The organism is Flavobacterium sp. NRK1 (assembly GCF_024054175.1).
GTDB lineage: Bacteria > Bacteroidota > Bacteroidia > Flavobacteriales > Flavobacteriaceae > Flavobacterium.
Genome location: NZ_JAMXLA010000001.1, coordinates 2439727 through 2461731 on the forward strand (window position 1 = coordinate 2439727; position 22005 = coordinate 2461731).

Annotated in this window: 19 protein-coding genes; 9 read left to right on the forward strand and 10 right to left on the reverse strand. The window is 33.1% G+C overall.

Annotated elements, in window-relative coordinates; translation table 11 throughout:
* Positions 1–26: 26 nt before the first annotated feature.
* Genes NHE85_RS11150 through NHE85_RS11160 form a run of 3 tightly spaced genes read left to right on the forward strand, consistent with a single transcriptional unit; the run spans position 27 to position 3754 of the window.
* Positions 27–1505, forward strand: a complete 1479-nt coding sequence (locus NHE85_RS11150; protein WP_252812107.1) for a sulfatase-like hydrolase/transferase — start codon at positions 27–29, stop codon at positions 1503–1505.
* Positions 1492–2475 (forward strand): GNAT family N-acetyltransferase, encoded by a 984-nt coding sequence (locus NHE85_RS11155; RefSeq protein ID WP_252812108.1) that lies wholly within the window; start codon positions 1492–1494, stop codon positions 2473–2475. Before NHE85_RS11150 ends, NHE85_RS11155 begins: the two co-directional genes overlap by 14 nt.
* A 4-nt stretch (positions 2476–2479) precedes the next feature.
* Positions 2480–3754: an O-antigen translocase gene (locus NHE85_RS11160; protein WP_252812109.1), complete on the forward strand. Its 1275-nt coding sequence runs from the start codon at positions 2480–2482 to the stop codon at positions 3752–3754.
* Here the strand turns inward: NHE85_RS11160 and NHE85_RS11165 are convergent.
* Positions 3735–4901, reverse strand: coding sequence for a glycosyltransferase (locus NHE85_RS11165; RefSeq protein ID WP_252812110.1), 1167 nt, complete (start codon positions 4899–4901; stop codon positions 3735–3737). The genes NHE85_RS11160 and NHE85_RS11165 overlap by 20 nt on opposite strands.
* 41 nt (positions 4902–4942) lie before the next feature.
* Here NHE85_RS11165 and NHE85_RS11170 point away from each other — a divergent pair, with 41 nt between their 5' ends.
* Both NHE85_RS11170 and NHE85_RS11175 read left to right on the forward strand, forming a co-directional pair.
* Positions 4943–6049: a glycosyltransferase gene (locus tag NHE85_RS11170; protein ID WP_252812111.1), complete on the forward strand. Its 1107-nt coding sequence runs from the start codon at positions 4943–4945 to the stop codon at positions 6047–6049.
* A gap of 6 nt (positions 6050–6055) precedes the next feature.
* The gene (locus NHE85_RS11175; protein ID WP_252812112.1) at positions 6056–6457 is read left to right on the forward strand and encodes an FdtA/QdtA family cupin domain-containing protein; all 402 of its coding nucleotides are present in this window, start codon (positions 6056–6058) and stop codon (positions 6455–6457) included.
* Here the strand turns inward: NHE85_RS11175 and NHE85_RS11180 are convergent.
* The 8 genes from NHE85_RS11180 to NHE85_RS11215 form a co-directional block, all read right to left on the reverse strand.
* Complete coding sequence (locus tag NHE85_RS11180) at positions 6447–7370, reverse strand: glycosyltransferase family 2 protein (protein ID WP_252812113.1); 924 nt, start codon at positions 7368–7370, stop codon at positions 6447–6449. The genes NHE85_RS11175 and NHE85_RS11180 overlap by 11 nt on opposite strands.
* A 5-nt stretch (positions 7371–7375) precedes the next feature.
* Positions 7376–8254: a glycosyltransferase family 2 protein gene (locus tag NHE85_RS11185; protein ID WP_252812114.1), complete on the reverse strand. Its 879-nt coding sequence runs from the start codon at positions 8252–8254 to the stop codon at positions 7376–7378.
* Positions 8255–8414: 160 nt separating this feature from the next.
* Positions 8415–9785: an alginate export family protein gene (locus NHE85_RS11190; protein ID WP_252812115.1), complete on the reverse strand. Its 1371-nt coding sequence runs from the start codon at positions 9783–9785 to the stop codon at positions 8415–8417.
* A 5-nt stretch (positions 9786–9790) separates the two neighbouring features.
* The gene (locus NHE85_RS11195; RefSeq protein ID WP_252812116.1) at positions 9791–10222 is read right to left on the reverse strand and encodes a DoxX family protein; all 432 of its coding nucleotides are present in this window, start codon (positions 10220–10222) and stop codon (positions 9791–9793) included.
* Between the two features lie 3 nt (positions 10223–10225).
* The gene (locus NHE85_RS11200) at positions 10226–12028 is read right to left on the reverse strand and encodes an amidohydrolase (RefSeq protein ID WP_252812117.1); all 1803 of its coding nucleotides are present in this window, start codon (positions 12026–12028) and stop codon (positions 10226–10228) included.
* Between the two features lie 95 nt (positions 12029–12123).
* Positions 12124–12813, reverse strand: a complete 690-nt coding sequence (locus NHE85_RS11205; RefSeq protein WP_252812118.1) for a hydrolase — start codon at positions 12811–12813, stop codon at positions 12124–12126.
* Between the two features lie 527 nt (positions 12814–13340).
* Positions 13341–14243 (reverse strand): alpha/beta hydrolase, encoded by a 903-nt coding sequence (locus tag NHE85_RS11210; RefSeq protein ID WP_252812119.1) that lies wholly within the window; start codon positions 14241–14243, stop codon positions 13341–13343.
* 140 nt (positions 14244–14383) lie between these two features.
* Positions 14384–15847 (reverse strand): carboxypeptidase-like regulatory domain-containing protein, encoded by a 1464-nt coding sequence (locus NHE85_RS11215; RefSeq protein ID WP_252812120.1) that lies wholly within the window; start codon positions 15845–15847, stop codon positions 14384–14386.
* A gap of 318 nt (positions 15848–16165) precedes the next feature.
* Here NHE85_RS11215 and NHE85_RS11220 point away from each other — a divergent pair, with 318 nt between their 5' ends.
* Positions 16166–17611: a glycosyltransferase family 2 protein gene (locus tag NHE85_RS11220; RefSeq protein ID WP_252812121.1), complete on the forward strand. Its 1446-nt coding sequence runs from the start codon at positions 16166–16168 to the stop codon at positions 17609–17611.
* A gap of 240 nt (positions 17612–17851) precedes the next feature.
* Here the strand turns inward: NHE85_RS11220 and NHE85_RS11225 are convergent, their stop codons facing one another.
* Positions 17852–18592: an SDR family NAD(P)-dependent oxidoreductase gene (locus tag NHE85_RS11225; protein ID WP_252812122.1), complete on the reverse strand. Its 741-nt coding sequence runs from the start codon at positions 18590–18592 to the stop codon at positions 17852–17854.
* Positions 18593–18679: 87 nt separating this feature from the next.
* Between NHE85_RS11225 and NHE85_RS11230 the strand changes: the two genes are divergently transcribed.
* The 3 genes from NHE85_RS11230 (at position 18680) to NHE85_RS11240 (ending at position 22002) form a co-directional block, all read left to right on the forward strand.
* Positions 18680–18922, forward strand: coding sequence for a helix-turn-helix domain-containing protein (locus tag NHE85_RS11230; RefSeq protein ID WP_252812123.1), 243 nt, complete (start codon positions 18680–18682; stop codon positions 18920–18922).
* A gap of 274 nt (positions 18923–19196) precedes the next feature.
* Positions 19197–20783, forward strand: a complete 1587-nt coding sequence (abc-f, locus tag NHE85_RS11235) for a ribosomal protection-like ABC-F family protein (RefSeq protein ID WP_252812124.1) — start codon at positions 19197–19199, stop codon at positions 20781–20783.
* 607 nt (positions 20784–21390) lie between these two features.
* A complete protein-coding gene (locus NHE85_RS11240; protein ID WP_252812125.1) occupies positions 21391–22002 on the forward strand; it encodes a TetR/AcrR family transcriptional regulator in 612 nt (203 codons plus the stop codon).
* Positions 22003–22005: the final 3 nt, after the last annotated feature.

Below are 22005 nucleotides of genomic sequence, written 5' to 3' on the forward strand. Positions count from 1 at the left end.
CAATTTTTTTAATAATTAGTATAAACATGTTCAGAGGAATAAGAGATAAGATTGAAAATTTCCTTAATAATGATAAGGATTATCCTGTAATTACTGCTATAGTTATAGGTATTTATCCTTTATTATTTTATTATTCCAATAATTATCCACGAATAAATTCCTGGCAACATTTTTCCGCTTTTTTCCTGCTTATTGTTAGTGTACCTGTAATTGTTATACCTTTATCTTATTATATTTTTAATCGTATTACAATATTAAAGCCCTACAAAAAACATCTTCTTTTTATATTACTTATATTTTTAACTAGTACACTTATGTCAGAGGTAATTTATCTTACTCTGAAAAAAAAGGTACTTTTAATTATACTTATAGCTGCATGCGTTCTTTCTTTAAAATTTTATAAAGAGTATAAAAGACTATTATTGATAGTGGTTATTATAACCTTATTGCCATTTTTTAAAGTAATAGTAAATGTGTATGAAGATTTAAGACCTATGGCTTGGATCGAATTAAATGATAATATTACAGAAGCAAAATTTAAGTACAAGCCAAATATTTATATGATACAGCCTGATGGTTACGTAAGCAGGCAGGTATTGGAGGTAGAACCTTATAATTATAGAACTGATTTTTATGACTGGCTGACTAAAAATGATTTTACAGTTTACAACAATTTTTACAGCAATTATCCGGCTAGCCTTACGTCAAATGCTTCTATGTTTGCAATGAAACACCATTATTTTAATGATGTTCTTTTTCCGGCAATAGAAATGCCTCAAGCCCGTAAAGCTATAATGAATAATAATGCAGTTAATATTTTAAAAAAAAATGGTTATGAAACTTTTTATATAGGGCAGGATGAGTATTTTCAACAAAATAAAATCAAAGGTAATTATGATCATTACAATATCAAGACTTCAGAAATACCTTTATTTACTAATGGTGGAAAAATTGTAAAAGATGTTTTTAAAGATTTAGAAAATGATATAGATCTTAAGTCTGCAAAGCCAAAATTCTTTTTTATAGAAAAAGTATTGCCTCACCATGTACATTTTGATGCTGCTGAAAATATGGTAGAAATAGAAAGGCAGTTGTATATGACTAAACTTGAAGAAGCGAATTTATGGCTAAAAAAAGCAATAGCAATGATAAATGCTAAAGATGACAATGCACTTATTATTATACTTGCAGATCATGGCGGATGGGTCGGAATTAATGGCTTACAGGAATTTTTTACAACGAAGGATAAGACTCTAATTCGTTCTACTTTTGGTAATCTTGCTGCTATACAATGGAAAGGTATAAACCATGCCCCCTATGATGCTAAATTAAAGTCTAATGTGAATTTATTTAGGATATTATTTTCATGTCTTAGTGAAAATAAGTTATATCTTGATAATATGGAAGAAGATGCAAGTTATAATATACGTCCTGGTAACTTTCTTACAGAATCAGTGCATAAACTTATAGACTCTAAAGGACAAGTAGTAAATGAAAAATATTAAGTATTCAGTTAAAGCCTATTCTTCTGTATATTTTAATGAATGGAACAAATTTATTGTTTCATCTAAAAATGGCACTTTTTTATTTCATCGTAATTTTATGGAATATCATAACGATAGATTTAAGGATTTTTCATTGATGGTATTTGATCGTAATAAACTTGTAGCTGTTTTACCAGCAAATATTTTAGGAAATGAAATGTATTCTCATCAGGGACTTACTTATGGAGGGCTTGTTTATTCCGAAAAAATAAAGTTGAGTACAGTTTTAGAAATAATTAAAACAATTCTTCTTTTTTTAAAAGATATTGGTATTGTAAAAATTCATTATAAACAATTACCTTATATTTATCATAAAATACCTTCTCAGGAAACAGAATATATATTGTTTCTGCTCAATTCGACTCTTGTAAGGCGCGATTCTCTTTCAGTTATTGAAAATGCTTCAAAAATTAAAATAGGAGCAAATCGCATGGAAGGCGTTAAAAAAGGTATTGCTAATAACTTTATCGTAAAAAAATCTGATAATTTTAAAGGTTTTTGGAGTGAATTACTGATTCCTACTCTGAAAGTTCGACATAATACAAGACCAGTTCATAATGTTGAAGAGATGATAAAGCTTGAGTCATTTTTTCCTAATTCTATTAAGCTATATATTATAGAACATAACGGAAGAATTTTAGCAGGTACTGTTTTGTTTGAAACAGACACAGTAGTACATGTGCAGTACATAGCCTCAGGAGAGGATAAAAATGAACTTGGAAGTTTAGATTATTTATTTTATTATCTTATTACTGTAGAATTTGCTCATAAAAAATATTTTGATTTTGGTATATCTAATGAGCAAGGAGGTAGAAAGATTAATAATGGACTTTCTTTTTGGAAGGAAAGTTATGGTGCACGAACTGTAATACAGGATTTTTATGAAATTGATACAGCAAATCATTATCTTTTAGATAATGTAATTATATAATCAATTGAGAATATTATCTAAAATAATAAAAAAACCTATAGTTAAAATATTTTCACTGAATGGTATAAGTGTAATTGTACGTATACTTGGTGGACTTATGACATCGAAAGCTATAGCTTCTTATATTGGAGCATCTGGATTGGCTGTTTTGGGTAACTTTCGAAATTTTATTACTACTCTTGATGCATATTCTACTTTGGGAATGCAAAATGGTATTATTAAATATACTGCGGAAAATCAAAAAAAAGAAGAACAACTTTATACTATACTTTCTACCGTTTTTTTTACTGTTTTAAGTGTATTGCTTGTAATTAGCACTTTGTTATTTATATTATCAGGCTATTTAAGTCAGTTAGTTTTTAATAGTTATAAAGACTACTCTTGGCTTTTTAAAGTAGTAGCATTTTCTCTACCATGGTATACGGGCAGCCTCATCTGTATGTGGGTACTTAATGGGCTGGGAGAATATAAAAAAGTTATATGGTTAAATATAAGTGGCAATGTGGTTGGAGTATTGTTATCAATATTATTAATGTGGAAATTCCGGACAAATGGAGCCTTAATAGGATTAATACTTTTTCAGGCTTTATTTTTTATATTCTCATTTTATAACTTATGGCAACACTTCCCTTTTTTCCCCTTTTTAAAACTAAAGTATTTTAATTTTAAAGTTCTTAGTAGATTATTGTCTTTTAGTCTTATGACACTTACAACTGCCTTTATAAGTCCTTTTATCTATCATAGCATTCGTAATAACCTTATGATTAATTATAGTCCTGATACTGCCGGTCATTGGGAGGCTATAAATAGATTGGCTTCTTTTTACCTTATGTTTGCATCTACAATGCTATCTATTTATTTCTTGCCAAAACTATCTTTGGCTCAAACCACAGAAGAAACAAAAAGAATTTTCGGGAATTATTATAAGTCTATGTTGCCATTATTTGGACTTGGATTAACAATTCTGTATTTTATAAGAGAATTTGTAGTACTCTTTATATTTAAAAGATCATTTTTACCTATGACAGAATTATTTCTTTGGCAATTGCTGGGAGATTTTTTTAAAGTAGGATCACTCATATTAGGATATCAGTTTTTTGCAAAAAAGCTAACGAAAGCTTTTGTTGTGACCGAAGTTATATCTTCAATTTTTTTGTATTTATCCTGTACTTTTTTTATTGAAGATTTTGGTGCTAAAGGTGCTGTTATGGGTTATGCACTAACTTATTTTGTTTACTGGATTATGTTAGCTATATATTTTAGGAAACAGCTTTTTTGATTTCAATTTGCTTTCTTTTCCAAATTTCTAAATATTGGGACGCCGATTTAATATACTCATGTTCCTTGTCTATAAAGGCTCTTGCATTTTTGCTTATAGCAGTAATCTTTTCAGGATTTTCTATAAGACAGGATAATTCTTTTACAAGGCTATTAACATCAGGAAGGGCATTAACAGCAACTTTTTCAGTAAGGTTATAATATTCCATAAATTCTGTTTCGGCTCCTGTAAAAACTACCTTGCCTTTGGCCATAGCTTCAAGTGCATTATATCCTTGATCGTAAGCATATACTTGATCCATAAGTATATGTGCCCTGTCATAGGTCTTTATATATTCACTATATGGCAATGTTTCAGTTACAATAATCTCTGTTTTGTCCGGATATTTTCGTTTTATAATCTCTAAAGCTTTCTCAAAATAAAAAATACCTTTTTGGTTATATGTCCATCGGTTAAAGCCAAGAAAAATAATTATTTTGCTATAAATAAAAGGCTCAGTATAATTCAGTTTCGCTGTATTGACGGGATTAGGTACAAGCCCTATGAATTTAGGGTTATCTTTTAACGGCAGTGCATAGTCCATATCGCTGGCAATAACCCCCTGAATTTTACTATATAAAAAATCGTGCAGCTTTTTGCGAGACGGACTTAAATAATCAAGGATATAACGATATTCGGTTACAAGGCTTTTATCCTCAAAATAAGGATTCATTAATGAATAACGTGGTTTCTTATCCATCATATATTTTGCTATAGTAAAATCTATTCCACAGCATAATAAAAATGTCTTGGTGTTTCGGTTAATTATTTGGTTAAGTAAATATTTTTCAAAAAATGGAATGGTTTTAATTGGAGCTTCATTAATAAACTGAACTATATCATAATTTTTAAGGTGCGGAAGCAGCTTGTAAAAACGCAGGCCTCTTTCCCAATAGGCAAGATCATGTTTAAATACTCTAAACAGAACCTGTCTGACAATATTGAATATACCTTTTGTAGTATTTTTGGGAGTAATATAATAATCTGAAGGATACTTTTTAAAGGAATCACCGTCACTTACTAGTGTAACCTCATGGCCAAGGATCTGCAAACCTTCTTTTATAGAATTATGTAGTCTGCTGTATTCGCCAATCAATAAAATCCTCATGAATGTTCTATATTTGCTGTGAAAATAACTAATAAATTTTAATGCTACAACCTGACAAAACTAAAATATGTCTTGTAGGGGACTGCCTATCGGGTGGAGGTTCCGAGCGTGCGCATGCTTTTCTGTCAACTTATTTTGTTTCACAGGGTATAGAGATTCATAATGTAATTGTTCTGGATCTAGTTAGTTATCATTTTGCTGGAGAACTTTTAAATCTTGGATTATTAAAAGATGAAAAAAACGGGTTTAATAACAAGCTAAAGCGTTTTAAGGTACTACGAAATTATATTAAGCAGCATAAATTTGATTATGTAATAGATTTCAGAATGCGAACAAAAACACTTCAGGACTTTCTTATATCCAGACTGGTTTTCACGGTTCCAACGGTATATACAGTTCATTCCTACTGTTTAGACTGGTATATGCCTAAACAGCCGTGGCTTACAAGAACTATTTATAATTCGGCGTATGGTGTTGTAAGTATTACCTTCAAAATAAAAGAGCTTATTGAAAAGAAGCATGGTTTAAAAAATATAGTTAATATATATAATCCCGTTAATATAAATTATATCAGTAGCCGTCTTAAAGAAGGCATTTTATCTTTAGATTTTCAGTATATTATTGCTGCCGGAAGAATGGCAGATAATAATATTAAACAGTTTGATAAGCTTTTAACAGCTTATGCCAATTCTGTGTTACCTTCAAATAATGTAAAATTTATTATATTGGGTGAAGGAAATCAAAAAAATAATCTGGAGAAATTATCTTTACAAATGGGACTTGGGGATAAAATTATTTTTAAAGGTTTTGAAGAGAACCCCTATTTATATATGCAGAAAGCTTTGTTTTATGTACTTTCAAGCAAAAATGAAGGTTTGCCAATGGTATTGCTTGAGTCTTTGGCGTGCGGAACACCAGTAGTTTCGTTTAATTGCTTTTCGGGACCTTCAGAGATTATTGAAGACAGGGTAAACGGACTTCTAATTGAAAATCAAAATGTAACTAAACTAACCGAGGGTATAAATCTTATGTTTGAAGATAAAGATTTATATGCAAATTGTAAGACTAATGCAGTTAAAAGCATTACTAAATTTTCATTGGAAAATATTGGCAGCCAATGGATGGAATTCCTTAAAATAAAAAACTAAACCTGAATGGAAATACAAATAATTAATATTCCAAAAATTATAAATTCAAAAGGCAATATTGGTGTTATAGAACACGATACCATTCCGTTTGATATTAAGAGAGTATATTATTTGTATGATGTACCTAGTTCAGCAAAAAGGGGAGGCCATGCCCATAAAAATCTTCAACAGTTGCTTATTCCTCTTTCAGGAAGCTTTGATGTAGTTTTAAAAGATGGAAATGAAGAAGTAACAATAACGCTTAATAAACCTGATAAAGGACTGCTTATAAATAACAATACATGGCGTGAGTTGGAAAACTTCTCATCAGGAGCGGTATGCATGGTATTAGCCTCACATATATATACTGAAAGTGACTACATAAGAAATTATGATGATTTCCTGGAATATATAAAAACTAATAAGTAGTTGGATTAAGACCTTTTTTTATTAGTATTCTTTTCATTCTTTTAATACCATTCAATACAAATACAGGAGCATATAACAATGTTATTTGCTTATAATTAAGATTTTTAAGGTTAATAGCTTTAGCTAATTTTTTGTATTGTGGTTTATTGCCATCAAGCTTATAGCGTTTTGCCATAGTGTATCTATGGAAATCAAGATATTTTTTTAAATCGGCGTTGTCCGGATTTTCTTTTTCGTAATGATCGTGATCTATTATTGTTTTATCCGAAAGTTTAGAATGTGTAATTTGATTTTCTGAATGCATAGTTATTGTAGCTAATGCTTCATTGCAGTAAGCAAGTGAGCAAACCAGATTAGCCCGTAGATTAAAATCCACATCTTCACCCATAGATATTTTTTCATCGAAAAATCCTGTTTTTGAAAACGTTTCTTTTTTTGCTGAAAAACTTGAGTAACAATAGATATGTTGTTTGAGTTCTTCTTTAAAGAAATTATCTACAATACCTGTTTTTATATTAATCGGATGTTCAATTATAGTATTACCCGGATAAATTTCTTCATACTTTGTACCAAATAATTCCGCTTCTGGATAATTTAATGTCAACTCATATATTTTTTCCAGAAACTGCGGTTTCCATAAATCGTCTGCATCTAAAAAAGCAATATAGAGCGCTGTAGCATTTTTTATTCCTGTATTTCTTGAAGCCGATAATCCGCTGTTTTTCTTATGAGTAATTATCCTTATTCTTTCGTCAGAAAAAGTAAGCGCAACATCAAGGCTTCTATCGGTAGATACATCATTTACAATTATAACTTCGAAATCATCAAATGTCTGGTTCAATACACTTTGTATTGTGTCAGCCACGAAATTCTCTTTGTTATATAGCGGTATTACTACTGAAAAGTAAGGCATAAAACTTATTTAAGTGTACAAATATAGCCAAGCCGGTAAATATCAAGACAAAAAAGATTAGGCTGTTTTTTTAATATCATCTTTTTAAGAAAAGGTTCTGCTATTTTGAAAACAAAACCTGTCAATTCTGTAAGATTATATTTTTTGAGCATTTTATAATGCTTAAGCAGGTTATTTACATTCTCTATTCCGTCAGCCTCACTAAGCAGATCTTTCCTGCTTTTTACTGCTTCCAGGCTTTTTTTAAAAAAAACAGTGTCGTTTTCAAGCCCAATATGATAAACAGCATTGTCGATATGAAGAACTTTTACATTATTTAGAAATAATTTATAGCTAAAATAAATATCCATACCGTAGAGATTTCTGTTTTCAGAATAATTATTCTGCAAAAAAATATCTTTTGGAATTAATAGATTAGCTGAAAGAACAGAAGCATAAGGTTTTTTGTTTCTGATTTCAGCCGATTTTTCTTCCCTTTCCTTACCATAGGCAAGGCGTAATATTTTATTGGGTCCGGCAGTTTCATTTTTATAAGCAATGCCTCCTAAAACTACTAATTTTTTATTTAAATAGGGCAGGTAGCCGGCTATAAAATGTTTAGTTACCGGTAACACATCGGCATCAAGAAAAAGCAGCATCTCATACTTTGCTTCATCAGCCAGTTTTTTACGGGTTAAGGTGCGTCCTAAATTTGTTTCATTCTGAATGAACTTACAATTATCAAATGCAACAATTTTTTTATTTTCTTGACTTTTTTCTCCTTCTATACTATCGTCTACTACTATAATTTCAAAAGTGATACTGCAATTTTTACATTGCTCATATAGTTCCTTTACAAGCGGCAGTACATTATAGTTGTAAGCAGGGATGAGTATAGAAAGCATTTTTTTGAATTTGAAGCAAATGTAATGAAGATTAAATGATTACCTATATGATATTTTACAGCAATTTAAACGTAGTACATATATAATAAGAACGACTGCTTATTTAAGGCAGCCGTTTATTGTGAAAATTGCTGGATATGGAATTATAGAGCAGTAATTTTTAAAATTTAAATTGTGCTGTTAAAGCTGCATACAAATAGTCTTTTCCCGATCCTGCCTTTTTTAAAAATGCTCCGGTATCAAACCAGGCTCCTTCCAGTGTAAATGACAGAAAGCGATTTGCTGTATATTCAAAATCCACAGCCAGCTGTGTGCCTATAAAACTTTCTTTACTATCCTTACCTGAATATAGTAATTGCATGTTTGGTGCATATATTCCATCGTTATTGCTCAATCGCCAAAAAATATCATAGTCGGTTCCGAAAGCAAGTTTTTCAGTAATATTCAGATCAACTGAAGGATGAATATCGTAAAGATTTGCCGGACCTATAAGTGCAACTAATCCAAAGTAGGCACCTCTGGGATATAGAGGGTTAAATGTTTCAATTTGAGAGTCATTACTATTATGGTCTCCTGATATAATTTCTGTTTTAAGCCCCAAAACAGGTTTCAGTTTTACTTCGGTTAAAGTGTAATTAATATTTGAGCTTACTGTCCAGGCACGAATTTTATTTTGAGCCAGATCTCCGAACTGATAAGCTGCCTCCATATCATATTTCCAGTCACCTTTGTTTTTCCATATTCTTGTACCTAATGTGTGTCTTAATTCTTTGCCATCAGCATTATCCAGCTTCGCCATACTTTTCCAGATTCCCAAGTAATAAAAATCAATATTGTTTATTAACTTCACATTGTTTACTACTGTATAACTTCCCCATAATCTGGCGTTTTTATTAAATTTATCATTAAATGATCCGGGTATATTAGCTATAGGATGAACATAAAATAATTCCGTTTTTAAATCTTTTTTATCCCAAATTAGTTTAACACCGTCCATTGACAGGCGGCTGTTAGGGCCTTCACGAACGCTAATGAGTCGTTGTGATCCATACATAATTTCCTGCCTTCCAATACGGGCTGTAGCATTTCCGGCATCCGTTCTTATTAGATTAACATCAAGAAATACCTGATGAAGATCAATAGTATTATCATCAACAGGACTGGGGTCGGGCAGGCCATTGGCTAAACTACTCTGTAATTGAGTGAAAAATCTAAAAATCTTAAAATGTAAATCAGTATGAAGCAGGTATCGCGATAGTAAATATCCGTCTTTCGCATCAGATTCATCGCCCCATTTATTATTTACCGTGTTTATATACTGTATTCTTGCTTCTCCGCCAAATGAAATATAATCATCATTATTCTTATTAAACGCAATGTATTTAGCTTTTTTATACAGGTTTTTTACAGTATCCTGCTTCAGATAGGTAAAATCATCATTGTATCGTAACGATTTAAAATCCGGCTGTTGTTGAGCCCATACTAAAAAACCGCAAAAAATGCTAAAATATAGTATGAGTAGTTTTTTCATGGCATTTAGTTTAATCTTTTATTCAGATAACCGTCTAAAGAATATTTACCTCCTCCCAGCATTATTATCATTAACAGGGATATGCTGAACATAAATGGAATATCCCGCTCAGCAAGCGAATCATGTCCGTGCATTACAAAATAACCTGTTGCTGTTACAGCAAGTGCAGGCAAAGCTGCCAATCTTGTTAAAAAACCTAATATTACCAATATAGGCAGATAAACATTGGCAGCAATTGCCACAAAATTGTTGAATGCTTCCGGAAAGCCTAATGGATTAGGTATTACTTCAGGCATTGCTACGCCAATACCAATTTTTTTAAGGCCATGTACTATAAGTAGTTCTGTAGCTACTGCAACTCTGAAAAAAAGAATTGCAAAATTGTAGGTTTTAGATTTAAGGTCAGAGCTGATTATTACTCTTATTAGCTTTTTCATGATTTAATTTTTTTGATAGCCGCCAAAATAATTTACAGGACTCCATTCAGGTATAGCTTTTGGCTGAGGTACCGCAAATTGGCGGAAATCATCATCGGCATAAACCACTTTTCCATTTACAACTGTTAGCTTAGCTTCCATATTGAGAATGTTATTTTCTGCGGTAGTAAAATAATCATCTGAAAGTATAGCAAAATCTGCCAAAAAATCTGTTGCGAGTATTCCTCTGTCTTTTTCAAGATTTATAAGTCCGGCACTCCCCTGAGTAAATAGTTTTAAGGCAGTTGTACGGTCTACAATATTTTCTTCATCCATATATTTTAGTCCGCCCAGAGTTTTACCTGTTGTTAGCCAGTATAGGCCTACCCATGGGTTATAGCTTGCTACACGTGTACCGTCTGTGCCCATACCAACCCTAATGCCCATTTCCATTATTTTTTTAAGAGGAACAGTTTTGGCTGCTGCAGCTTTTCCGTAACGTTTTATAAAAGCTTCTCCCTGATACGCCATTCTGTGTTGTATAGCAATACCACCGTTAAGTGCTTTTATCCTTTTTAAATTTTCTTCAGATACAGTTTCAGCATGGTCAAAGAACCATAATAGCCCATTAAGCGGAGTTTCCTGATTTATTTCTTCAATTACATTTAAAAATCGGGTTATACTTTCATTATAGGTGGCATGAATCCTGAATGGCCATCTGTTTTTTACCAATAAAGAAACTACAGATTTTAACTGACTTTCCATAGCAGGACTTAGTTCAGGTCTTGGCTTATCAAAATTTTCAAAATCAGCGGCACTCATAACAAGGTTTTCGCCTCCGCCCTGCACATAATATTCCATTTTAGGCATCTTCCCAAACCTTTTTACGCCATCATTTTGTGACTCACAGCCATCTCCAATTTCAACAGTGTTTACCCACTTGGTGTAATCATTCAGCTCACTGCCTGCTTTTTGAGCGAACAGGTAGTAAGGCATACGTATGGTTAATCCGTTATTTTCGCATAGTCTGGTAGTAACACCATAATCTTCAGGATAGTTCTGAAATCCGCCACCTGCATCCATAATTGCAGTAACGCCAAGCCTGTTCATTTCTGCCATAAAGAGCTTTGTCGAATTTACTTTTTCTTCTGCGGTTAATTCCGGCAGCTTAGAAAGGGTAGAATAAAGGATAAAAGCATTTGGTTCGGCTATTAGCATTCCGGTTGGATTACCATACATATCTTTTTCAATAAGCCCTCCGTTAGGATTGGGAGTATTAGCATCAATTTTTAATTCGGCAATACCGGCTTTGTTCAAATATGCATGGCCGTATAAGTGTAATATAAATGTTGGTACATTGCCTGTAGCATCATTAATTTCGTCAAGAGTGGGCAGTCTTTTTTCTTCAAACTGGTAAGCATTCCAGCCTCCTACAACACGAACCCATTGTCCTTTTGGGGTTCTTTGTGCTTGCTCTTTTAACATAGCTAATGCTCTTTTAAGTGATAGTACACCATCCCATCGTAGTTCGGCATTAAAAAAACGTCCTCCACGAATAATGTGCATATGCGAATCAAACAGTCCTGGAATAATAACTTTTCCCTTTGCATCTATTACTGTAGTGTTTTTAGATTTTAATTTTAAGATGTCACTGTTTTTCCCTGTCTTAATTATTTTCCCTTCTGCAACAGCTATAGCTTCGGCAATAGTATTTTTTTCGTCCAGTGTATGCACTTTGGCGTTATGAACAATAAGGTCTGCTTTTATTTGTGCTGCTACTGATGTAATAAGCAACATGCAGCATATTAGATGTAGATATTTTTTCATGATTAGTAGTTTTGATAGAGTTGTGATGTTTAAAAAAAGGCTGTACGCTGTGGGAGGAGTAGCATACAGCTTTTTTTTGGAAAGAAAGCTTATTATTAATGTTTAAGCATTTCATGTGCATATTGAATACCTACACCATAAGCACCAGCATATTTTTTTGCAAGGTCGGTAACAGCTTTATACGTTTCCTGGCGTGCCCAGTCGCGTTGTAATTCAAGTAAATATTGTAAAGATGTCATTGGATGTGCACCAGCCTGTACCATACGTGCAATAGCCATTTCATGAGCTTCTTTAGAAACATCTGCACTTGCGTCGGTAATTACATATACATCATAACCTTCTTCAATAGCCGATAGTGCAGGCCCAACAATACAAACACTTGTCCATAATCCGGCTAATACAATTTTCTTTTTGTTTTTCCCTGTAATAGCTTTATGAGCGTTAGTATCTTCCCATGTATTCATTGTGGTGCGATCAATATAGTTTGACGTTTTTTGTGGATAAAATTCCTCAACTTCACGGAAAACAGGGCCGCTAAATGATTTTTCGGCTACTGTAGTTACAACTGTTGAAACATTAAAAATCTTTGAAGCTCCTGCTACAAGCCCAACATTATTACGCAATTGGTCGATAGGTGTGCTGCCTACAGCAAATGCCATCTGGCTTTCATGATCTATAAGTACAAGCGCATGGTTTGTAGGATTTAATAATGTAGCTCCCGGTTTTTGTGCGAAACTGAAAAATGATGTTAGAATCAATACTGAGGTTAAAAATAAATTTTTCATAATGGTTTAAATTTGTGATTAATAATGTGAATTGTTTTTCGATTTTTTATAATTACTTTTTTATTGCTTCAATTTTTACATTACAAAATTGCAGCATCTTAAAAGCGCATGCATTGAACTGGAACAAGAAAGATTTAATGCTTTTCTATGTAAATTTGAATTATAAAAAAATAAACAAATTAGAAACCAAATTGTTCAAGTGTCTGTTTATTAGCATTTTATTGAATTATGTCAAAAAATAAATTTACGATATGCAGTAAATTTTTTTAGAATTACAGAAGTTGAGGTATAGAAGGGTAGATTACTGAATAAACACAATCAGAAAAATTTTAAATAAAAAATTATTGAATTTTTCTTTTTGAGTTCAGTTTAGTTTAAATGTGAAATTTGCCGGCTTTTGAAGCCAGGATTAAATACAAAGAAATTGAGGGGATTTATTTAACGAGAAAGGAGTTTTTAAATCAAAAGATGATTAAATAATGCGTTGACTTGTAGTAATTAATAGTATAATTATAATCTGTTATTTATCACAATAAATCATTAGACTTCAACCAGTTTTTCAGATTGTCCATCCATTTATCGCCTGTTGTTTTATTATTCATACCAAAACCATGTTCGCCATGAGGGTATAATAACATTTCACTATATACTCCATTTTTCAACAATGCTTCATAATACGCAATACTGTTGCCTATTGGCACTGCACCATCATCGGCAGCATGCACTAAAAAAGCTTTAGGTGTATTTTTAGTAACCTGCAGTTCATTAGAGTACAGTTCTATTAAAGAGTCAGTAGGATTTTTACCAATAAGGTTTTCCCTGCTGCCCATATGTGTAAGTTTATCTGTAAAACTTATAACAGGGTAAAGTAAAATTGAAAAATCAGGACGCAGCGATATACTATTTGGGTTATCAATAACCGGCCTGTTGAACTGTGTAGATGCTGTTGCTGCAAGATGCCCGCCTGCAGAAAAGCCCATAATACCTACTTTTGTGCGATCCAGATTCCACTCTGCCGCATGTTCGCGTACTATTTGTATGGCACGTTGTGCATCCTGAAGCGGACCAATAGTTTTATTAAGCATTATTGAATCATTGGGCAAACGGTATTTTAATACAAAAGCAGTAATCCCCATATCATTTAATGCTTTTGCAACATCCGATCCTTCGTGGCCTGCAGCGAGCACACCATATCCGCCACCGGGACAAATTATAACTGCACTTTTGCTCTTTGCCTGCTTTTTAGGCTTATAAATTGCAAGGGTGGGTACAGATACATTACTTATTATTAAAATACCATCATTAGTAGTTTTTTCTTTGTCTGCAGAAGGCTTGCTATTAGGAATTACATCTTTATATAACGGAATGGTTTTCTGCCCTGTGCAAGCAATTGTTATTAGTAAAAAGATTGATAGTAATACACTTTTCATAAAGTAACGCTTTAGTTTGCTCTTTTAATCTATGATATAGTCGTTAAGACCATAATAACGAAGGTAATTATAATTTCGTAAAAAAATTAAATAAAAAGAAGAGCCGATTATTTTGATAATCGGCTCTTCTTTTTATTTAATCAGTCATAATTTTTAATGGCCTCTACCGGTGCAAGAATGTTATAATTTTTCCAGACTGAAGCATCATACTTTTCCAGATAATTTATATCATATTTTTCTTTTTCTGTAAATTTTTTATACTCGTCATTATTAATAGGCTTCCTGTCAATTATAAATAATTCATGCATACTATTAGAATTGATCTCTGCTAATAAGTTAATCTTAAGCATTTTTGTCTCTTCATCTTTATCTGTCTTATTTTTAGTAAACTTCAATGGCCTATTCATATACATATATGTTCTTTGTTCTTTTTTTACAAAGTTTAAGGCATAAATTCCTCTTTCATCTTTAGTAAAAGTAGCTGTTATCTTTACCTGATCTTCCACCATCTTAACACCTAGCAAAAATTTCAGGTTTACACTTTCCTGAACCTCGCCATCAGCTAAATTGTATTGCAATTTTACTATAGCATAATCAGAAGCGTTAACATATATTTTTCCATAATATTTCGCAGAGCTTTTTTCGGGCTTAAAATCTATAACATATACTGTTTCATCATTAAAAGATGTATATCCTTCTAACGTATAAGTGTATCTTTTAAATTCAGTTAAAAAATCAAGTGTTTTATTAGTATAGAATTTATTTAAGTAAGTACTCAAAGAAGTTATCTGATTTCTTAAAGAGGCTGTCTTTACACCTGTTCGTACTTCTTTTGAGGAGTTCTTTATCTTTAATGAATCATCTATCGGAAATAAACCTGATTTTACTTTATATGTTGCATCCGGTTCAAGATGCCTTTTCATAACTTCAATAAGTTTCTTATTCATTTGATCGCCGGAAACATCCTTTTCTTTATTTTTAAGTTCAACAGCTTTTTCAATAAATAATTTTGCTTCATTATTTTGTTGATATAAAAAGCCATATGATTCGGCATAGTCTTTTGAACTTCTATTTATAAATTTTTTGGAATTACTATCAAGATCCTTATTAATATCTTTTAATGTAGATTTTTTATCCAGCGAAGATTTTACAAGCTCAAATTTGCTGTCAATAACTTTATTATTAAATGAAGATCTTAAAAAGAATGTTTCCTTTACAGTTTCATTATTATAATTTGTAGGAGCATTTTTTTTGACTTCAGTTAAAATTTCTATTGGCGTTAATTTTTTATTCGTAATAAATACTTCATCTAAAACATTAACTTTTTCTTTAAGCGTATACGTACCGCTTTTAAAGTCATAAAGCGGAACCTCCAGATTTTCAAAACCTATACATGAAAATATTACTTTATCAGAATCGTTTTCTTTCGGAATATTGATAACAAAATCACCTTCTTCATTACTCACAACACCATAAGTTGGACCTATTTGGATACTTACGTAAGCCACAGGCTGTTGCTTATTATCAATAATTTTCCCGGTAACAGATTGTGCTACTATGTTATTAGTATATAGTAATAATGCCAAATAGATTAATATTCTCATTGGTAATGGTTTAAGGTGTTGTTAGTTATTGCAATACTAAGAAAAAAATAATAATAATAAATGTAAGCATCAATAGATTGAAAAAATCAAATCAAATTTTAAGCTTAAATCTTTTTAAAATAAGATTTAGTGTAAAATAATTATCTTCTGAATATGGGGAAATTCTACACAATTATGGGGAAATTCCTCATGTAAAATTCCATAAATTCCTTGTTATATCTGTCTGTAGCCTTTGTAGGGCATATGGCACATGACTTGCTAAAGTGTTATATCTATTTCTAAATGTAAATTTTAAATAGCACCAATAACACTAAAAATATGAAAAGCGAAACTATAACTACAAGCCGGCTGTACACTCAAAAAAACCCTGCAGGTATTGCAGGATACGATTTAACAGGTTCTCTTTTTAATGACAAAAGCAAAGCATTAAAAAAAGATGCAAATAGGGCTGATAAGCGCGTATTTGGATTTATAGTGCATATAGGTACTTTCCTGTTAATGATAGGGTCTGCCTTTTTGGTATATTTATTACAGGACGAATTTCAGCAGTTTAATATTGACAGAATGGATTCTACATGGGGCTTTTGCTTCCTAATATTAGCTACTTCTTTGTTTATATTTAAGGGAGTATTTTTTCTGTATAATTTATTCCTTTATTTTAAGTATAAACCCATTAAGTCGGTTTCAGATGATTTGTTGCCTACCTGTACAGTAATAGTACCGGCATATAATGAAGGCAAGCAGGTTTGGGATACTTTAATGAGTTTAGCTGACAGCCACTATCCTGAAGAAAAATTACAAATAATTTCTATTGATGATGGAAGCCAGGATGATACATGGTACTGGATGCAGGAGGCAAAAAAGAAATTAGGTGATCGGCTTTCTATTTATCAGCAGCCGGAAAATAAAGGTAAACGCCATGCGCTTTACCGTGGATTTAAACTTGGTACAGGAGAGGTTTTTGTAACTGTAGACAGCGACTCAATTGTAAAAAAAGATACGTTAAGGAATTTGGTTAGTCCGTTTGTAGTTAATGAAAAATGTGGGGCAGTTGCAGGAAACGTTCATGTTTTAAATAATAAGAAGGCTATATTGCCTAAAATGCTAAATGTAAGTTTTGTATTAAGTTTTGAATTCATGCGCTCAGCAGAAAGCGTATTAGGGTCTGTACTCTGTACACCGGGAGCATTGGCTGCTTACAGAAGCACGGCAGTATTTGCATGTCTTCCGCAATGGATTAGTCAAACTTTCAGGGGGCAGCCTTCAGATATCGGTGAAGACCGTGCAATGACTAACATGATATTAAAACAGGGATACCACGTATTGTTTCAGAGAAATGCTTATGTACTTACAAATGTTCCTGAAAAATATAAGGGATTATATAAAATGTTCATCAGGTGGGGCAGAAGTAATGTTCGCGAAAATTTAATGATGGCAAAATATGTTTTCAGCAACTTTAGAAAAGAATCTAAATTGGGAGCGAGACTTTTATTTTTAAATCAGTCTTTAAAAATAGTGATGGCTTATCCTTTTATTCTTTTTATGCTGTTTTTTATAATAACACATCCTATTTTATTTCTAAGCTCTACGTTTGCAAGTATATTGGTTTTATCCAGCTTTTCGGTTTTATTTTACGGTAAAAGATATAACTTCTCCCAATCTTTCTGGGCATATTCCTATAGTATATTGTATACGTTTGGTTTATTCTGGATCACTCCGTATGCCATTGCTACAGCCAGTAAAAGAGGGTGGCTTACACGTTAAGACTTATAAATATAACTTATAAAAACGCCTTATCATGATTATGATTAGGCGTCTTCGTGGACTTGACCTGACAACTTTCGAACACCTTTACAGAAGATTTGTCAGTATTGGCGAAGCTTTCGGTGTAAAGACTTTTGAAGTTTAAGATATGGTGTGTTAATGTTCTGGATTGTCGTCATTAATTCCGAACTAGAAATTTCACTGTAATAAAATAAACAGCTAATATTGGTTTTAAATAGTTTAAAGGAGAATACCTCCGTCTATGACAAAGTCGGAGCCTGTTATGAAGGATGCAGTTTCACCTGAAAGGTATAGCACCATTTGTGCTACGTCCTCGGGAGTACCGATCTTTTTAAGCGGTATCCTGTCCGCAAGACTGTTCCAGATTCCCTGGGCTGTTATAGTATCATAGGATTTATCTAATACATTAGTTCGGGTTGGCCCCGGGCTGACACTATTTACTCTTATCCGGCGAGGCGCCAGCTCGGCGGCAGCTGTCTTAGCGATAGAATTGACCGCCGCTTTACTGGCTTGGTATACTGAACTTTTTGGATGATTGGTTGAAGCTACGTTAGAAGATAGCAATATTACTGAGGCTCCTTCTTTTAATAAAGGAATAAATCTACTTAAAGTAAAATAGGTGCCTTTCAGATTTATGTTCATCACATCATCAAAGTTTTGTTCCGTTGCTTCTTCAATAAGTGTATTGTCACCCGTGATACCGGCATTAATAAATAGAATATCTACCTGTCCGAAATGACTTTGTACTTCATTTGTCAGATTTTCAATATCCTGTACTTTTGATTGGTCTGCCAGATAAGGAAATGCACCGATCTCTTTTGCTGCTTCTTCTAGCGCTTCCTTTCTTCGGCCTGTTATTATTACTTTAGCCCCTTCAGCAGTAAGAAGTTTGGCTGTAGCATAGCCAATTCCACTATTGCCGCCTGTTACTACGGCAACTTTATCTTTAAATGTTTTCATTTACTTTTTTTTTTATTAATACAGCAAAGGTATAATTGATTTGATATACATTTGTAACCAGTATCACAGAGTATACCAGATAAAGTAATGGAAAGAGATCAAAAAGAAGAACTGCTGGCCTTACAGGATACCCTCTATTTCATAGGGGGCAAGTGGCGGATACCGCTTATTAATTCCCTGTGCAACGGCCATCGCCGTTTTAGGGAAATTGAACGCAGCATAGCCGGAATTACAACCCGTATGCTATCTCGGGAACTGAAGGAGATGGAAATGAATAAGCTTGTGGGTGCTAAAGGTTTATCCCGACACGCCGGTGCTTATAGAATATAACCTACCAAATATTGCCGCACTTTCGGGAAAATCATTATGGAGATGATCAATTGGGGACGCCAGCATAGGGCGAAAATTAAGGAAGAATAAGTGGTAGGGAGTACAATCCTAGATGTAGCAAAAGTGTAATGGCCGAATCTTTTTATTAAAAGATTGTATATTTGCATCAATAATTCATAGAAAAAACGAAATGTAAAAAATAATTTCTTTTAGGAAGATAATGTAACCGCACCCTGCGGTTAGGTGTATTTTATATTTACTTAAGAAAGGAATTATGGTTATTCTTCAAAACATTTCGTATTCGCATTCGAATAAGGATGCACTATTTTCAGATATTAATCTTACGGTCAATGCCCATGAAAAAATTGCCCTGATAGGTGATAACGGGGCAGGAAAATCTACATTATTAAAAATCATAGCCGGTTACTTGCAGCCTTCCGGTGGCCAGCTCATTACCGATGCCAAGCCGTATGTGGTTCCTCAGGTATTTGGCCAGTACAATCACCTTACTGTAGGTCAAGCGCTTGATGTAGCGGCAAAACTGGATGCCCTGCATGAAATTTTGAAGGGAAATACAACTGAAGGTAATTTTGAAGTTCTGGATGATGACTGGACTATAGAAGACCGCTGTAGGGAGGCCCTGGCATACTGGAAAGCCGATGGACTGGATATGCTTCAGAAAATGGAGACACTTAGCGGTGGAGAAAAAACAAAAGTCTTCCTTGCCGGTATTATGATTCACCAGCCTGAAGTGGTATTATTGGACGAACCTAGCAATCATTTGGATATAGAAGGCAGGCAACTTTTATATGACTTTATTCTTTCGTCAAAATCAACTCTTATCACCGTAAGCCATGACAGAAAATTATTAAATCTATTAAACAGGATTTGTGAACTTGACTTTAAAGGGATAAAAACCTACGGTGATAATTACGACTTTTACCTTCAGCAAAAAGCTATTGAGACCGACGCGTTGAGCCAGGATATCCAGTCGAAGGAAAAAGCATTGCGGAAGGCTAAGGAGAAAGAACGGGAAACTATTGTGCGTCAGCAAAAACTGGATGCCAGGGGCAAGAGCAAACAGGAAAAAGCAGGGGTGGCCCGTATTATGATGAATACCCTTAAAAACAATGCCGAGAATAGTACTTCTAAGTTGAAAAATGCTCATGCCGGAAAAATTGAGGCCATAAACAGGGATCTGCAGGATTTACGTACATCAGTGAGCGACGTCTCCAAAATGCGATTTGGCTTTCAGGATTCACAGCTTCACAAGAGTAAAATACTGGTGAAAGCGGATAATATCAATTTCAGGTATGATGAACACTATATTTGGAAACAGCCTTTAAGCTTTCAGGTCAGCAGCAATGAACGGATAGCCATTAAAGGAGCTAACGGGAGTGGCAAGACTACACTCATTCACCTTATTTTAGGCGGACTACAGCCTAATATGGGGACTATGACTAATGTCGCAGGGAAATGTCTTTATATTGACCAGGATTATTCTTTAATAAATAATGAGTATACAGTTTATCAACAGGCACAGGAATTCAATACTACCGGGCTCGAAGAACATGATATAAAGATAAGATTAAACCGTTTTTTGTTTGGAAGGGACAGCTGGGATAAGCCCTGCAGTGTGCTTAGCGGCGGAGAAAGGATGAGGCTTCTTTTATGCTGTATGACTATCAATGATATAGCACCTGATATCATAATTCTGGATGAACCTACCAATAATCTCGATATCCAGAATATTGAAATTCTTACTTTGGCCATCAATGAATATCAGGGAGCACTGATTGTAGTCTCCCATGACGAAACATTTCTGGAACAGATAAATATAAATAAAGTCATTACTATTTGATACTATAAATTGCGGAACATTTATGTGAACTTAATATAGCTGCGTTTGTCACGGCAAAAAACTAAGATTTACACAATTTATATGTTATACTTATATTGAGGGTTTACTTTCTTAGCTATAAATACTCACAATATTTTATTAATATAGTACGTTCAAGTTTTACTTTTTATTAATTTCTTTTTCAGATTTTTATAGGTCTGGCTCTGTTTTAGTTAAAATATCTCCTTACTCTGCTTTTGCATTCAACTTTTTACGCCCCAAAGTTTTTTATCCCTAGTGTGTCCTATAATTTTAAATTTTAATCGTATGAAAAACATTGAGCTAAAACGTAGAGCACATTATCTAAAATTTTTCATTCTCCTGATGGCTTTTTCGCTGTCAGGATGTGCGGGATTTTTTACCAGCTGATAAAAAGAAAAGACCTTATAACTTGATGATGAACAATATCTTTATCATTTTTTCGCAAAGTACAGTTTTTAACGTAGTATAATTCATTTATAATTAAAGGGTTTGTTGTAAATATACTTAAATACAGAAAATAAATTTTAAATAGTACGTAATAATTTTTTATTAAATGATTATTCATTTAGTTTTGCATAACTATACTATGCGAACAAGAAATATTATTAAAGAAGAATTGGTCAAGCAAAAGGCCATTGAAATCATCGTGAAATATGGTTTGGAGGGCTTTACCATTAATAAATTAGCAAAAGCCTGCGGTATATCTGTAGGTACGCCCTATGTCTATTATAAAGATAAAGATGAATTGATTTTAAAAATAGTGCTGGAAGAAGGTGCCAAAATGGAAGAAGCAATGAATAAAAATTTTGATCCACAAACCGGCTTTGAAGATGGTTTAAGGATGCAATGGCGTAACCGGATTGATTATATGATACAATATCCTTTGTTGGGGCAGTTTTTTGACCAAATAAGTTCTTCGTCCTACCATCAGCAATTTCTTGAAATGTTTACTAATGGCTCAGCAGGATTTTTGGCAAACTTTAAAGAAAATATGGGACGGTTTATAGATATTAATGTGAAACGTGGCGAGATGGATGATCTGCCTATTGAGGTATATTGGTCTCTCGCATTTGGTCCACTATATACATTAATGCGCTTTCACCAGCAACGCCGGAGTATAACGGGTACACCTTTTGAAATCAGTGAAGAATTAATATGGTTGGCGTTTGATCGTGTTGTAAAATCATTAAAAAATTAGCTG

Coding starts and splice junctions, on each gene's coding strand:
- NHE85_RS11225 (WP_252812122.1), bottom strand. CDS start 18,592: ATGAAAACATTTAAAGATAAAGTTGCCGTAGTAACAGGCGGCAATAGT.
- NHE85_RS11210 (WP_252812119.1), bottom strand. CDS start 14,243: ATGAAAAGTGTATTACTATCAATCTTTTTACTAATAACAATTGCTTGC.
- NHE85_RS11180 (WP_252812113.1), bottom strand. CDS start 7,370: ATGCCTTACTTTTCAGTAGTAATACCGCTATATAACAAAGAGAATTTC.
- NHE85_RS11170 (WP_252812111.1), top strand. CDS start 4,943: ATGCTACAACCTGACAAAACTAAAATATGTCTTGTAGGGGACTGCCTA.
- NHE85_RS11155 (WP_252812108.1), top strand. CDS start 1,492: ATGAAAAATATTAAGTATTCAGTTAAAGCCTATTCTTCTGTATATTTT.
- NHE85_RS11230 (WP_252812123.1), top strand. CDS start 18,680: ATGGAAAGAGATCAAAAAGAAGAACTGCTGGCCTTACAGGATACCCTC.
- NHE85_RS11190 (WP_252812115.1), bottom strand. CDS start 9,785: ATGAAAAAACTACTCATACTATATTTTAGCATTTTTTGCGGTTTTTTA.
- NHE85_RS11185 (WP_252812114.1), bottom strand. CDS start 8,254: ATGCTTTCTATACTCATCCCTGCTTACAACTATAATGTACTGCCGCTT.
- NHE85_RS11175 (WP_252812112.1), top strand. CDS start 6,056: ATGGAAATACAAATAATTAATATTCCAAAAATTATAAATTCAAAAGGC.
- NHE85_RS11220 (WP_252812121.1), top strand. CDS start 16,166: ATGAAAAGCGAAACTATAACTACAAGCCGGCTGTACACTCAAAAAAAC.
- NHE85_RS11215 (WP_252812120.1), bottom strand. CDS start 15,847: ATGAGAATATTAATCTATTTGGCATTATTACTATATACTAATAACATA.
- abc-f (WP_252812124.1), top strand. CDS start 19,197: ATGGTTATTCTTCAAAACATTTCGTATTCGCATTCGAATAAGGATGCA.
- NHE85_RS11150 (WP_252812107.1), top strand. CDS start 27: ATGTTCAGAGGAATAAGAGATAAGATTGAAAATTTCCTTAATAATGAT.
- NHE85_RS11165 (WP_252812110.1), bottom strand. CDS start 4,901: ATGAGGATTTTATTGATTGGCGAATACAGCAGACTACATAATTCTATA.
- NHE85_RS11205 (WP_252812118.1), bottom strand. CDS start 12,813: ATGAAAAATTTATTTTTAACCTCAGTATTGATTCTAACATCATTTTTC.
- NHE85_RS11200 (WP_252812117.1), bottom strand. CDS start 12,028: ATGAAAAAATATCTACATCTAATATGCTGCATGTTGCTTATTACATCA.
- NHE85_RS11195 (WP_252812116.1), bottom strand. CDS start 10,222: ATGAAAAAGCTAATAAGAGTAATAATCAGCTCTGACCTTAAATCTAAA.
- NHE85_RS11240 (WP_252812125.1), top strand. CDS start 21,391: ATGCGAACAAGAAATATTATTAAAGAAGAATTGGTCAAGCAAAAGGCC.